Here is a 14,360-nt window from a genome sequence, read left to right as displayed (position 1 = left end):
GGAGCACAGTATGTGGCTTGATATTAAGTATGCACTCAGACAATTACTTCAGTCGCCTAAATTCTCAGCCTTGACGCTGCTGGTGCTTATTGGCGGGCTATTTGTCAGCTTGTATAGTTTTTCATTCTTGAATTCAGTGCTATACAAAGATTTACCTTTACCCGAAGGCGATACCATTTTACATATATCTTCTCAATCACAAGAAGATGCAGACCTAGATCCTATGCCGGCTTGGGAAACCGCGAATCTAATCGAATCACAAACCAGTTTCGCGCAGATAGGTCGTTATGTATCAACATTTGGGCATATATTATTTGAACAAACATCTAAACGACTTAGTTTAGAAAAAGTGGATAGTAACTTCTTTGAGTTTGCAAAAGTTCAACCATTAATGGGGCGTACACTACAAGCTGAAGACTACCAAGCCGGTGCAGAGCCTGTGGTGGTGTTAAGTTATGTTATTTGGCAGAGCACCTTTAATGGTCAGCAAGACATAGTTGGTCAAATTATTAATCTCAACAATCAATTAACGACGGTTATAGGCGTTATGCCTGAAGGTTTTGCGTTTCCAGTCGCAGGTAGAGCTTGGCAGCCTTTATCTTTGCAATATAGGCAGCCACAAATGAGCAACGATGAGTGGCTTAGTGCCTACGGTCGTTTAAATAAAGGTACGTCTGTAGAGCAAGCCGAAACGGAATTATCTAGCTTGTTAAAAGGGTTTTATGCTCAGAAGCAGCAAGCTCTGGGCCGTGACTATGAGCCAAGAACAGTTGCGATTACATCGTTTCCGAGTGCGCAAGTAAATGGGGCGGGTGGTATTGTTTTTACCTTTATCAATGGTGTTGCACTATGCATATTATTACTCGCTTGTATCAATGTTGGTAACTTATTGCTTGCTAGAGCGTTAGAGAAAAATAAAGAGACGGCGATCCGTGCTGCGTTAGGTGCCCCCACAAAACGGTTAATTTCTCAGTTAATGTGGGAGGGGAGTATTTTAACTATTCTTGGTTCTGTGTTAGCGGTCTTATTAGCAGGAGCTGCCCTGAGTTATACAGAAATCGTTTTACAAAGTCATATGGCTGATAACCTTGCATTCTGGTGGCATTGGGGAATGGATACTGACACCTTATTTGCAGCCTTAGTGTTTTCAATAGTGACGCTTTTCTTTGCTTGTTTCTTACCTGCGTATAAAGCAGCAACACAAGATGTGAATGCCACTCTACGAGATGGTACACGAGGAGCTCAAGGTAAAAAAGCGGGTCGACTTTCTAAAGTATTATTGACCGCACAAATATTTTTAATTTCTACCCTAATGCTGATTGGCGGGTTATCTGCGTTTTTATCCCAAACTATTATTAATATGGATATGGGCGTCGACTTCAAGAATAGTCTAGATGTGAATTTAACGTTAGATGAAAAGCGCTATACCTCTGCAGAACAAAAACTTACTTATTATCAATTACTAAAAGCTGAACTTGAACAGCAAGATAGTATCAGCGATGTCTCTCTCAGTGCCTACTTGGGTAAAAAGCCTGTCTATCCTGCGGGTCAAATCATTGAAAGAGATCAGGACAAACCACATGTAGATGTGATTGAGCTGATTGGAAACACACAAAGCTACGGTCCGTATTTGCTAGAGGGTCGTCACCTTGAAGAACAAGATCATCGTAATGCCATGCGAACAGCCGTGATCTCAGATTCAATGGCAAAACGATACTGGCCGAATACCAGCCCGCTTGGGGAGCAAATAGACGTTGAGCTTAAATCAGGAAAAGAGACGCACACCATTGTGGGAGTTGTGACGAATAGAATGAATGCATCGTCTTTATTTGCTGCACTTGATAAAGAAGACGAAATTTATACATCGGCGTTACAAGGTGAAGTCGTGCCTTTAAGAGTGACATTAAAGCACTTTGGAGATAGCCAACAAGCACAGACCGATTTTTATCATGTATTTTATCGTTTAGATCCAGCGTCTGATCCTGGCTATTTCAGATCGAAAGAAGATGACTTTGGCATGCTGTACAAAATGGCCAAAACAGCGTTCTATATTACTTTTGGATGTGCTTTCTTCGCGTTGTTTTTAGCATTAACAGGTATTTATGGCTTGAGTGCGGGTACAGTTTTCCAGCGCTACAACGAAATTGGCGTTCGCCGCGCTGTCGGTGCGACAGATAGAGCGATAGTCAGTTTATTCGTAAAACAAGGTAGTAAATTGTTGGTACTGGGGAGTGGCTTAGCCTTACTACTTTTTGTCTTGATTGCTTATTTGTTTCATAATTTTACAGAGCAGCTAGTACCGGCTTACATTTATCCGATACTTGCGTGCGTCGTAACAGTGCTAGTTGCCAGCGCGGTGTTACTTGCCATTTATTTTCCAACCAGAAATGCGGTAGTATTGGAGCCAAGCCAGGTACTTCGCTTTGAGTAAGGAATAACAATAATAATGGCAAACATTTTAGTGGCTGACGATGATATTAATATCATCGCCAGCCTACAGTTTTTACTCGATGATCATGGTTTTGATGTGCAAGGGGTAACGTCTCTGGAAGCAGCTAAAACCCAATTAACGCAACATAACTTTGATCTCGTCATGTTGGATATGAATTTCCATCGTGATACCACATCAGGCAGTGAAGGTATTGAATTTATTCAGCAAATGAATGAGTTATTGGCCGATAAATTGCCGCCGATTATTGCCATGACAGGCTGGGCGACCATAGATATCGCGGTTGCAGCATTGAAGGCCGGTGCAAAAGACTTTGTGCAAAAGCCGTGGCAAGACGACGCGCTCATTAATACCATTCAAACCCAAATTAAACTGGCCGAGCGAGAGCAACAGCTGGAACTTGCGCAAGACGAAAATAGTCAACTGAAACAAGACCTATATCTTCAACATGACGATCTCATTGCAGAGTCAGCAGTCATGCAGCAACTGCTCAAACAGGCACAAAGTTTAGCAAAAAGTGATATGAACATTTTGATCACAGGTGAAAACGGCACAGGTAAAAGTTTACTTGCAAGTAAAATTCATCAGTTTTCAAAGCGAGCTTCAGGGCCCTTTTGTAGTGCGAATATGGGCGCGATTGTAGAAAGTTTATTTGAAAGTGAGCTATTTGGTCACGTAAAGGGCGCGTTTACAGATGCCAAACAAAACCGCGCTGGGCGCTTTCAAATGGCGCAGCAGGGCACATTATTTTTAGATGAAATAGGTAATATCCCACTTGCTCAGCAGGCAAAATTGCTGCGCGTATTAGAAGAAAAGCAATTTGAGCCTGTGGGTTCAAGCAAAACCCAATGTGCAGATGTAAGATTAGTGTCGGCGACCAATACCGATCTTGAATCTGCGATTCAAGCAGGGTCATTTCGACAAGATTTATTTTATCGCTTAAACACGGTTACCTTGCACATGCCTGCGTTAAAAGCGCGCAAAGACGACATAGTACCATTGGCAAATTACTTTGTTGCAAAGCACAGTAAGCATTATGGCAAAAACGATGTTTGTTTGTCTGAGTGTGCTAAAGCTGCATTGCTCGCATATCACTGGCCGGGCAATTTAAGAGAGTTAAGTCATTGTATAGAGCGTGCACTGTTTTTAAGTGACACAAATATCACAGCTGAGAGCCTGAATCTCAATGTAACCAGTAATCTCACTCAGCAAAATGCACTGACATCGATGCCAGAAGACAGTATTACCAGCCAAGCCAATTTAACGCTAGATGAAATAGAGTTTCAGGCAATGGAGCAAAGACTTAAACACTTTGCAGGGAATGTCACCGAAACAGCTAAATCTTTGGGTCTCAGTCGCAGTGGTTATTACCGTCGTTTAGCAAAATACGAAGCGCAATAGCATGAAATTATTTAAGCGCTCAAAAACGAAGGCGGTTGATCATAAACAGCAACAGACTCGGTTAATATTGGGTTTGTCGATGCCTGCCATTTTAGTGGCGTTTTTTAGTTTACTTTACATAGGGCTCAACACCTATTTGTTGGCATTCTTCAGCATCATCGCCTTGTTAGGGTTATTTTATGTGGTCTACGCCACACGAAATAACATAGACAAACAACAACAGCTTATTAGTAACTTATTGGCGGCTTTGATTGAAGAAGATTACACAATACGTGGAAACTTACAGCAAGATGCCGCCGTCGCGCCACTGTTGAAACTAATCAACACGCTCGCAGATAACTTACAAAAAAAGAGTCGCCAAGTATCTGAAAAGCAGATCCTGATCGATAAAATTTTAGATCAGGTTCAAGCTATGTGTTTTGCTTACGACAATGAGCAAAATATCGTGATGGCAAATCATGCCGCACATACCCAGTTATTTTTAGGTCAAGCGTTAGAAGTTTGTTCACTTCATGATTTCCATTGGATGAAATCACTCACTGAGAAAAATTCAGCTGTTGTGACGTTAAAAACTTCACAGCTTCAAGGCGAGTATTTTGTATTTAAAGATAAGTATTTAAGCGCAGGCACCCCACATACGCTGCTACTACTAATAAAAGCCGAACAAATACTAGATGAGCGCAAGCAACAAGCATGGCAAGACCTATTACGCGTGTTAAGTCACGAACTCAATAATTCACTCACGCCAATAGCGACAATCAGTCGTAGCCTTAATAAGAAAATTCAACAATGTGAATTTCCTAAACAACCTCAGTTTCAGCAAGGACTTGAGATAATTTCCGAGCGGGCAAGTTCTTTGCAGGCTTTTATTACCAGTTACCGAGAATTGGCTCAATTGCCAAAGCCGAGTAAATCAGCTGTCACCGTACAAAGTTTATTTGATCCTATTCTACCTTTATTCGATTGTGAATTTACTTATAGCGAAAATTGGCCAAAAGCTGCCTCACAGTTAGTGCTGAATGTTGATAAAAAACAACTTCAGCAAGTGCTTATCAACCTGATAAAAAATGCCATTGAAACCAATGCAGCAAATAACCAGCAAGGCATTGAGTTAAACCTTGAAGCAAGTGATGACATGTTGAAAATTAGCATCCGAGATTTTGGGCAGGGGATCGCCAATTTTGATAATTTATTTGTGCCTTTTTATACCACTAAACAGCAAGGCACTGGCTTAGGCTTAGCATTAAGTCGGCAAATAATGCTTAACCATGACGGACAATTACAATTAGAGAATCACCTTGATCAAGGTGCAATCGCAACCGTAACTTTGCCAGCGTTGCAAAGAGATAATGAATAACTGGTAATTCATACAGTATTTTGGCATTATGCCAAAAAAATAAATGAGAATGTGCTTTGGCAGTAATTTTAGGCATAGATCCCGGTTCAAGGTTTACTGGGTACGGCGTGATTGATCATCAAGGAAGTAAGTTTACCTACCTAGGCAGTGGTTGTATTAAAGTGGGTGAGCATGATTTTCCGACCCGATTAAAAATGATCTTCCAAGGTGTCACCCAGCTGGTGGAGCAATTTAACCCGCAAAGCTTTGGCATAGAGCAAGTGTTTATGGCACATAATCCAGACTCTGCATTAAAACTAGGGCAAGCCCGAGGCGCTGCAATTGTTGCCGCGACTATGCAAGATATTCCTGTCTATGAATACTCCGCTAGGCAAGTTAAACAAGCGGTTGTAGGCACAGGTGGCGCTAAAAAAGAGCAAGTTCAAGAAATGGTGAAACGTATCTTGAAGTTACCTGGCACACCGCAAGCCGATGCCGCAGATGCATTAGCCATTGCCATTTGTCATGCACATTCTGAGCAAAATTTAATTCGTTTAGCTGGTAACGCCAGTAAAACGGTTCGTCGAAGATTAAGGTAATAAACATGATTGGAAGACTAAGCGGCACACTATTAGAAAAACAACCACCGGAGATTTTACTTGATGTAAATGGGGTAGGTTACGAAGTTCAAATGCCAATGACCTGTTTCTATGAGTTACCTAATGTTGGCGAGCAAGCAGCGATTTACACGCATTTTGTGGTACGAGAAGACGCCCAGTTGTTATTTGGTTTTAATCATAAAAAAGAACGCGCTTTATTTCGAGAGCTCATAAAAGCCAATGGTGTAGGTCCAAAACTCGGTTTAGCGATTTTATCGGGTATGTCAGCTGAGCAATTCATCCACTGTGTGAATAACGAAGATGCCACCACTTTGGTGAAAATTCCGGGTGTAGGTAAGAAAACGGCTGAACGTTTAGTGCTAGAAATGAAAGATCGTTTAAAAGACTTCGGCAATGATTTACTTACGCCATTTAGCGATAACGCAGTTATTGCGCCACAAGAAGATCCGACGGTTGCTAATAATCCAGCCGATGATGCAGTTGCTGCATTACTCGCATTAGGCTATAAACTAGCGCAAGCACAAAAAGCGGTGAAGGCAGTAAGCCAGCCAGATATGAATACCGAAGCGCTGATTAAAGAAGCGCTTAAATCAATGATGTAATTAACCTTATGATTGAAGCTGATAGACTGATTGAGCCAAGTGTTCAAGGCAACGAAGAAGTAATAGACAGAGCCATTCGTCCAAAGTTATTAGATGATTACACAGGCCAGCCCCATGTAAAAAAACAGATGGAAATTTTCATTGAGGCTGCTCGAACACGTCAAGAAGCACTTGATCATCTTCTGATTTTTGGCCCACCTGGTCTTGGTAAAACAACTCTTGCCAATATTGTTGCTAACGAGCTTGAAGTGAATATTAAGACTACGTCGGGTCCTGTACTTGAAAAAGCCGGCGACTTAGCAGCATTGCTTACCAATTTAGAAGAAGGTGACGTGCTGTTTATTGACGAAATTCACCGTTTGAGTCCACAGGTGGAAGAAATTCTTTACCCTGCAATGGAAGACTATCAGCTTGATATCATGATAGGCGAGGGGCCTGCTGCCCGTTCGATTAAACTCGATCTGCCACCATTCACACTGATCGGTGCCACCACGCGCGCAGGTTCTTTAACTTCACCGCTGCGTGACCGTTTTGGTATTGTGCAGCGCTTAGAGTTTTACTCAGCTGCAGATTTAGCAACTATTATTTCTCGTTCGGCATACTATCTAGACCTAGCTATTAGCCCAGAAGGTGCCGATGAGGTGGCACGTCGTTCACGCGGCACACCACGTATCGCCAACCGCTTACTGCGCCGAGTAAGAGATTTTGCCCAAGTGAAAGGCGACGGTAAAGTCAGCCAAGATATTGCCAAGCAAGCCCTAGATATGGTCGATGTCGATAAATGTGGCTTCGACTACATGGACAGAAAGTATCTACTTGCACTTATTGAAAAATTTGCTGGTGGCCCTGTCGGCCTAGATAATATCGCGGCGGCCATCGGTGAAGAGCGTGAAACCATTGAAGATGTCATCGAACCTTTCTTAATTCAACAAGGCTTTATTCAGCGCACGCCAAGAGGGCGTATTGCGTCAAATGCGGCTTATCTGCATTTTGATTTGGTGCCTAAAGAATAGATAAAACAACCGAGTTTGATAGCTAGGTGTTTTTAATTATTCACAGCAAGTTGTTCATCTAACCAGTTTTCAAATTCTTCTAAGCTCGCTTTGTTACCCTGAATAAAAGCGAGCGCAGAGAAAATATTTATACCTAGCTGTTCGAATAATTGTCTATCTTCATCAAATTCAGTTTCAAGTTCTTTGACCGTCTTTCCAGAACAAGCCTTAAACTGTTTGTGCCAATATCTTGCCAAGCCAGGCGTATTCATTACCTTAGAATCTTCTCTACTAATAAGAGGTAGTTCAGAGTCACTTTGCACTGCTACATATTCAAAATCGAATTTTGGATAGGCTATTTTATGATATTTAAAAGTCATAAACGTGTTTGCCCTGGCTTTTAGATAATGAAGTTTAGGTAAATTTAGACTGCATTCATTTTTATCCAAGCTATGTTTGCCGAATATCTTTACAACTGTATTTAGCTCAAGGGCTTTAAAGCGTTCACTTGTCTCGGGCATTCTTATTCTGCGAGATAAAGCATCCACACCTTCTGACTGGATTCTTTTTACTGACTCTCTATTCAAGGTGGCGATTTCACCTAAATAATAATTTTCACTAAAATTTTTACTTTGGGTCAATGAGGCACTAAGTACGATTTCTTGAGGGATTAAACTACCTTCATGATTTAATAATGGCTCCAGGTGCGTAAATATTTCTACCTGTGGCTCTTGTTCTAGCATTGCTTTCATTGTCTCGGATATTAATACATCAAATTTTAATGTTGATGACCATTTCGTTGCATCTACGCACTCTATAGTCTCAATGAATTTGCCTAGATTTAGGTATTCAATTACTTTTTTGAGATATGAAATAGATTCTTGGTGAATATCCAGTAAGTGCACCCTTACCCGACTGTCTGGAAATAAATGTAAGATAGGCAATAAAATCGTGCCAAATGGGCCTGTACCTGCATATAGTATGTTTATTATCTTATGGTTTTGAAGTTGATAGCTAATAGCTTCATATGTTCCGCGCCAAAATTGCATTGTGCGCATAAACTCTTGTGCACATCGCATAGCAGTAATGGTCGAACAAGCTTTACCGTATTTGGTGAGAGTCCCTTTATCACAACCAGATTCAACAGGCTCTCCCAATCCTGTTAAATTGCTTATTTGCTTAACCCAAGACTGAATCTCAGAAGCATATTGATACATTCTGTTTCTTTCAACTTTCAGTACTTTTTTAATGAGCTGTTCTGTTTGGGTTTTAAAATCTAATTTTTCGTTAATATTTTCGAAGCTGTGTTTATAAACTTTATCTCTTAACCAGTCAGATACCTCGCAGTCAATAACAATGTTAATTCGACTCTCGGACCCTAAATTTTGTACTTCGTGGATCTGATCAGCATTAATATACCAATACTCACCAGCAGACATTGGAACAATTTGTCCGTCTACAAGGAACTTGAGATTTTCAGAAGTTTGAATTGGAATATGAATACGGGCCTCTCCTTGCTCCAAGCTCAAGCCTTTATCTCTATGTGGTGTTATGTGGCAGCCAGGGTCTAAACGCATAAGCCTAACTGACTTAATTTTGCATTTGAGTTGAGATAATGCATTTTTAAATTCAACTGCTGAATCCAAAGCTGGTAAGTTTTGATATGCCTCAGTGCCCTCAAGGCTAAAGGCTTGAAGTATTGGTGATGTGTTAATTAATTGAGATTTGCACCTTAATGGCCTGACTTGCCAACCGCCTTTATGGGCGTTTGAATTGACATGTTCGACCCAAAACTGTTCATCCAACATTTTTGAAAGATCTTGTTTTAATTTTGTAGGATTAAATTTTATTCCTAAGAAGGCATAAGAAATAGCAGGCATAGCAAACCTTTGATTAATAAACTCATAAGTAAGATATCGAGGTGAAAATCGTTAAACTCAAAGAAAGCACCTATAAATTAGGGCTTTCTTTTTAAAACATACAATAGATTTAAGCCATTGATTGTGCTTTTAAATTAGTTTCTAAGATGACGTCAGTTTTCTTTTTTCTGAGGTTTATCAGTGAGGTCTTGATGGTTTTATTAGGCTTTAGAGAGTAGCTGTAATCGGTACTCGGTAGTTCAGTTTGAGACTCTAAAAAACACCCTTTATATAAAAATCTTGCATAAATTGTCGTTCCAGAAGGGACCTGCTCTAAACTAACATCTAGTGAAAATGATTTTTCTCCTAAATGGATCATAGAACCTTCAGATACAACTTCGCTAAAGTCATTTTCAGTAGAAAATTGCCAGGTGATTTCACTTTTACGCTCATGTCCAAAGGTTGGATTTGTAGTTTCAGGCGTGAAACGAGCAAAAATAATCACAGGGGTCACGCGCTTGTCTTTCGGGGGAGTATGGTAATCGTTCTCTTGGCTTACAAAGCGGGTCGTTGGCGAAATAATTGTATTTGCGCTTGCATGTGAAAGTGTTGTTAAAGCGCTTGCTGCTGCAGCTGCTTTTAGGAATTGTCGTCTACTTGATGCTGTCATGAATATATTCCTTTTTAGTATTTTTACATCAATTTGATAATTCGAAGTGTGATGAATTTACTGTAAATCTGGCAGTTTTTGACTCTGGTAACCACATCATTAACGCGTGTGGTAATTTATTATCAACAATCTTAAAGCCAAGTTTCTGGTATAGGTTTATTGCTGGAACATTCGAATGAAGCACGGTTAGAGTGAGGGGGACTTTGTTTTGTTCTGCAGCTGATTTTAATGCATTAATGACGACGCTGCCGTAGCCTTTATTTTGGGCTGCTTTAATAAACGAAATATCTATGATCCGAACTTCATTATGGCCAAAATCAACCGCTATTCTGCCAATCTTTTCTTGTTGTCTCTCAATGACAAAATAAAATGCATTAGGAAATTGCTCCCCGTAGCCTTCGAATTGTGCTTTAAATTGCATCTCAATCAATTCTTCAATGAAATCATGACTCGCGTCCACGTGTTTAAGGTCGTCACGGGTACTATTGTACAAATTCATTAGAAAAGGCTTGTCTCTATCATTAGATGGGCGGATAACTAACCCACCTTGCATGGAGTTATTGAGCATAAATATTTTCCTTAACTATTCACTTTAAGACCGATTAATTATTGAAGTTTTTATATGCTAGTCTGCTTTTCAGGTAATAGCAATACATAGGATTTTGCTAAAAAAAAGCCCTTAAATTACTTTTTAAGCTTATAAATAGAGTCTAAAAAACAACGGGTTTTTACTAGTTTTATTTTTGTTTAGTTATTTAAAATCAGTGCTTTAGCTTTGTTTTCTTCTTCACTCCCTCATTTGTGTTTTTGTTAAATGCAGACTCTGAAAATGGTGGTTGTATGGAATGTCGTGTAATGCGGTGTAATGTATTAAATATTCAAGTTTTCTAACTAATCTGCAATTATATATTTGTAATTGTTAAATTGCTGTGCAAGCTTAAATTATGTTATCGAAACACTTAAGAATGATTATTAAAGCGCTTAAAAATTAAGGATAAATCATGTCTGAAAACGAACAGCAAGAAATTGGTGATATAAACTTCGCACAAAGCTTAATTAAGTTAAGTTTAGAGTCACTTAAGCCAATGGAAGGGAAGACGATTGAAATCACGTCGTTGACAAACAATCAGTCATTTAAAGCACAAATTGATGAGGTTGTTATTGGTAAAACAGAGGGCAAGCGCTGGGAGTCATTTGTAATTTACTTAGATGTTTGTCCCAAACAAGATGTTGTTTTAACTCAAGGTTATTACAGAGTTAATTTCAACGAGCTGGGTATTTATGATCTATTTAGCAGTCCTAATAGTGAAACAGAGCTCGAATTTTGCTTTAACTTTGATAAAAAGTTAAGAGCTGAAGAGAAAGCATTGAAAACTTCTTAATTTAAGATGCAATTTTTATAAGGAAAATACATATGGCAAACCCATTTTTAGGTCAAATAGTTCAATTTGGCTTTGGCTGGGCACCCGTTAACTATGCATTATGTGATGGACAGGTTCTTCCAATTAATAGCAACAATGCATTATTTTCATTGTTAGGCGTTCAATTTGGCGGTGACGGTAACGAACAGTTTAATGTACCTGATCTTAGGGGAAGAGCGCCGGTTTCACAAGGCGAACTTCACGACCCTTACGGTCAAACAAATTTTCAAATGGGTCAGTTTGGAGGGCACGAAAGTGTTGTTCTTACTATTCAGCAAATGCCGTCTCATAGTCATACGTTAGGTTGTGACAATTTGGACGCAGACAAACCTCGTGGAGATAACAATACTTTCGCTCAGATTAAATCTAGAAATTTATCAGAAGCTGCTTCACCACTATATAGATCTAATCTATCGACTAATGAATTGAGAATGCTTAACGAAAATGGGTTACCAACATCATCAGGTGGTAATCAAGCTCATCCTAATATTCAGCCAAGTATGGTTATTAATTTTGCCATAGCATTAATTGGCGAGTATCCAGCTAGAAATTAAGGAGAATCACTATGTCTGAAAACTTTACTGGTGAAATTATTATGTTTGGTGGGACTTTCTCAATTCATAATTGGGCGTTATGTAACGGGCAAATTATAGGAATTGCGGACCAGCAAGCTCTCTTTTCTCTCCTTGGGACTACTTATGGAGGGAATGGTATTAATACTTTTGCGTTGCCAGAAATGAGGGGACGTATTCCTATGGGAAGAGGTCAAGGGCCCGGTTTATCAAATCGACAAATAGGAATGCAAATAGGCTCCGAGTCTGTCCCATTGAGAGAAGTAGATATGCCCGTGCATACTCATTGTCTACAGGCTTCAAGTGGTCAAGCTAATAGTACCTCTCCTGTTAACTCTATACTTGCGAATGTGTCTAATGAGAACGGCACTTTTTATGAGACACAGCCATTTAATAATGTGTTTGCTATGGCGAGTGGTCAGGTGGGGTCAACTGGGAAAAATGAATCTCACCCAAATATGATGCCTTATTCAGCTGTGAACTTTCAAATTTGCTTGACTGGTATTTATCCATCTAGAAATTAATCAATTAATTAATATTCAACCCTTATTAAGGAAAAGATTATGGCGAATCCTTTCATAGGACAAATTCAAGGCTTTGGGTTTTATTTTGCACCGAGAGAATGGGCGCGTTGTACCGGAGCATTATTACAGATTTACCAATATCAGGCGCTCTATAGTATTCTTTCAAATTATCATGGTGGAGACGGAAGAAATACTTTTGCGGTTCCAAACCTATCAGGCCGAGCACCACTTCATGTAGGGGGAGGTCAAGAGAGTGGCCCAGGGTTAAGTTATCACTACATTGGAGAGAGAGATGGCTCGAGTGAAGTGTCATTAACAGTTGACCAACTGCCTAGTCACAGTCATGGTCAAGTATACGTTTCTGCACCAGGTGACTCTGCTGAGGGGTCTTCGCAAACGCTTGGCGGCCTTTACAGGAGTGACTCAGATGGTGATGGGACAATAAGTAGGCAAAATACGTTTAGCTCAACTCCTTCGACACCAGCAAATTTTTCAATGAGTGAACATGCTATTTCGAGTACAGGTTCAAGTATGCCTCATAATAATACACAACCATACTTGACACTTAACTTTTGCATTGCGTTGTCTGGTATCTACCCATCTCGAAATTAATTTACAGGCTCCTATGTTTATAGGAGCTTGTTATATTTAATTGATATGAGTCGTTCTAGAACATTATTTTTAATGTCATATTATTTAAGTAAGTTAAATTATTTATAAAGGATTATGTTTAGCCAGTTTATGCGTTTATTAATTTGCTGTTTTTTAGTCTTCTTTTTGACAGCATGTCAATTAGTCGAAATTCCAAAGGCTCAAACTATAACCTTTGCTAATTCTAATAGTGAAGTCCGACTATATGCAATTAGAAGCCAACCAGGCCTTTATGCAAGTAATATAGGACTCAACTTCATTTTAACTGGTGACTTGCTTGCTCTTGTTAAGCCTTTTGCCAAGACACAGCTGAGCCAAGTTATAGGTGTTGATTCATTCAATACAATTGCCACAATGAGCAATAACGAGATAGTTTTAATCAAGACATCTTCTAATAATTTACAGGAAATGATCAATCAACTTGAAGCGATTGAAGGCGTCGACCAAGTCCAGCCTGACCATTACATAAAAAAGGAATTCGGCCAAGTTAACAAGCCAGCCTCAAGCACACAAAATAATGCTTTACCAATGCTCGATTTACCTTCTCCAAATCAGTGCCAAGAGCCACTTCATTCCGTAAGAGTCGCTCTGATAGATAATGGTTTTGACTTTAGACATGAAGCTTTTAGAGATACACATGTTTTACTGCATTATGATGCTGATAACTTGATTGAAATTGGTGATATTCCAAATAAACGCATAGGGCATGGTACGGCAATGGCCGGAGTGATCCTTGCTAAAAATTTTTCAACTGGCGAAGAAGGTATCGCGCCTGATAGTGAAATTATCGCCATAGAACAAGCAAGCAGTAAACTTTCTTCTGTGATTTTAGGCTTTTCAGTCGCCAGAATGATGCATGCAGACATTGTAAATTGTAGTTGGTTAATGGAGTTTAAAAGTGACTTACTCGTATCTTTTATAAAAGATTGGCACGCTCAAAAAAACACTGTTTTTATTGTAACAGCTGCTGGTAACGGGTCTAAAGATGCTTGTTTAGCTAATAAGTTAAGTCTCATACCCGAAGTACTGACAATAGGGTCCATTAATAGCGAAAAAAAACTAAGTACTTTCAGTAACTACGGCCCCTGTGTAGATTTATTTGTTCCTTCTAGTCATATGTCGATTCATGAAACTGGATACATTACAGCATCTAGCACTTCAGCCTCGGCAGCATTTTTTACAGGCTTTTTAGCAAAAAGCCTGCAATGCGGTTTACAAAAGTCAGAGTTACGACAGCAACTTTTTAATAATCACATAAACTAA

General features: G+C 39.6%; 14 protein-coding genes. 11 read left to right on the top strand and 3 right to left on the bottom strand.

The genetic code is table 11. The features are described from left to right. Nucleotides 1-10 precede the first annotated feature (10 nt). The 6 genes from ACXAC4_RS09800 to ruvB are packed head-to-tail and all read left to right on the top strand — an operon-like array spanning nucleotide 11 to nucleotide 7,421. On the top strand, nucleotides 11-2,431 hold the full coding sequence (locus ACXAC4_RS09800) for an ABC transporter permease (RefSeq protein WP_475161008.1): 2,421 nt from the start codon (nucleotides 11-13) through the stop codon (nucleotides 2,429-2,431). 15 nt (nucleotides 2,432-2,446) lie between these two features. Next, nucleotides 2,447-3,850: a sigma-54-dependent transcriptional regulator gene (locus ACXAC4_RS09795; protein WP_475161004.1), complete on the top strand. Its 1,404-nt coding sequence runs from the start codon at nucleotides 2,447-2,449 to the stop codon at nucleotides 3,848-3,850. Between the two features lies 1 nt (nucleotide 3,851). Continuing rightward, complete coding sequence (locus tag ACXAC4_RS09790) at nucleotides 3,852-5,207, top strand: sensor histidine kinase (protein ID WP_475161003.1); 1,356 nt, start codon at nucleotides 3,852-3,854, stop codon at nucleotides 5,205-5,207. 56 nt (nucleotides 5,208-5,263) lie between these two features. Beyond that, nucleotides 5,264-5,785 (top strand): crossover junction endodeoxyribonuclease RuvC, encoded by a 522-nt coding sequence (ruvC, locus tag ACXAC4_RS09785; protein WP_475160999.1) that lies wholly within the window; start codon nucleotides 5,264-5,266, stop codon nucleotides 5,783-5,785. 5 nt (nucleotides 5,786-5,790) lie between these two features. Next, on the top strand, nucleotides 5,791-6,408 hold the full coding sequence (gene ruvA, locus ACXAC4_RS09780) for a Holliday junction branch migration protein RuvA (protein ID WP_058030063.1): 618 nt from the start codon (nucleotides 5,791-5,793) through the stop codon (nucleotides 6,406-6,408). Nucleotides 6,409-6,416: 8 nt separating this feature from the next. Next, nucleotides 6,417-7,421 (top strand): Holliday junction branch migration DNA helicase RuvB, encoded by a 1,005-nt coding sequence (ruvB, locus tag ACXAC4_RS09775; RefSeq protein ID WP_475160997.1) that lies wholly within the window; start codon nucleotides 6,417-6,419, stop codon nucleotides 7,419-7,421. A gap of 32 nt (nucleotides 7,422-7,453) precedes the next feature. Here the strand turns inward: ruvB and ACXAC4_RS09770 are convergent, their stop codons facing one another. The 3 genes from ACXAC4_RS09770 to ACXAC4_RS09760 form a co-directional block, all read right to left on the bottom strand. Further along, on the bottom strand, nucleotides 7,454-9,280 hold the full coding sequence (locus ACXAC4_RS09770; RefSeq protein ID WP_475160994.1) for an aspartyl/asparaginyl beta-hydroxylase domain-containing protein: 1,827 nt from the start codon (nucleotides 9,278-9,280) through the stop codon (nucleotides 7,454-7,456). Nucleotides 9,281-9,389: 109 nt separating this feature from the next. After that, nucleotides 9,390-9,929 carry a PhoD-like phosphatase N-terminal domain-containing protein gene (locus ACXAC4_RS09765; RefSeq protein ID WP_475160991.1) on the bottom strand — a complete coding sequence of 180 codons (540 nt, stop codon included), beginning with the start codon at nucleotides 9,927-9,929 and terminating at the stop codon, nucleotides 9,390-9,392. Between the two features lie 28 nt (nucleotides 9,930-9,957). Further along, nucleotides 9,958-10,497: a GNAT family N-acetyltransferase gene (locus ACXAC4_RS09760; RefSeq protein WP_475160990.1), complete on the bottom strand. Its 540-nt coding sequence runs from the start codon at nucleotides 10,495-10,497 to the stop codon at nucleotides 9,958-9,960. A 433-nt stretch (nucleotides 10,498-10,930) separates the two neighbouring features. Between ACXAC4_RS09760 and ACXAC4_RS09755 the strand changes: the two genes are divergently transcribed. The 5 genes from ACXAC4_RS09755 to ACXAC4_RS09735 all read left to right on the top strand — a co-directional run bounded on the left by ACXAC4_RS09755 (nucleotide 10,931) and on the right by ACXAC4_RS09735 (nucleotide 14,360). Beyond that, nucleotides 10,931-11,311 carry a DUF6916 family protein gene (locus ACXAC4_RS09755; protein WP_475160987.1) on the top strand — a complete coding sequence of 127 codons (381 nt, stop codon included), beginning with the start codon at nucleotides 10,931-10,933 and terminating at the stop codon, nucleotides 11,309-11,311. A 32-nt stretch (nucleotides 11,312-11,343) separates the two neighbouring features. Beyond that, nucleotides 11,344-11,904, top strand: a complete 561-nt coding sequence (locus ACXAC4_RS09750; protein ID WP_475160985.1) for a phage tail protein — start codon at nucleotides 11,344-11,346, stop codon at nucleotides 11,902-11,904. An 11-nt stretch (nucleotides 11,905-11,915) separates the two neighbouring features. Then, on the top strand, nucleotides 11,916-12,446 hold the full coding sequence (locus ACXAC4_RS09745) for a phage tail protein (protein ID WP_475160983.1): 531 nt from the start codon (nucleotides 11,916-11,918) through the stop codon (nucleotides 12,444-12,446). A gap of 39 nt (nucleotides 12,447-12,485) precedes the next feature. Next, nucleotides 12,486-13,058, top strand: coding sequence for a phage tail protein (locus tag ACXAC4_RS09740; protein WP_475160980.1), 573 nt, complete (start codon nucleotides 12,486-12,488; stop codon nucleotides 13,056-13,058). A 129-nt stretch (nucleotides 13,059-13,187) separates the two neighbouring features. Then, complete coding sequence (locus tag ACXAC4_RS09735; RefSeq protein WP_475160978.1) at nucleotides 13,188-14,360, top strand: S8 family peptidase; 1,173 nt, start codon at nucleotides 13,188-13,190, stop codon at nucleotides 14,358-14,360.

It is taken from the genome of Pseudoalteromonas sp. AWM4_233 (genome assembly GCF_056158285.1).
Note: the sequence above shows the minus strand (reverse complement) of the source record. Positions and strands in the feature narration are given on the sequence as shown.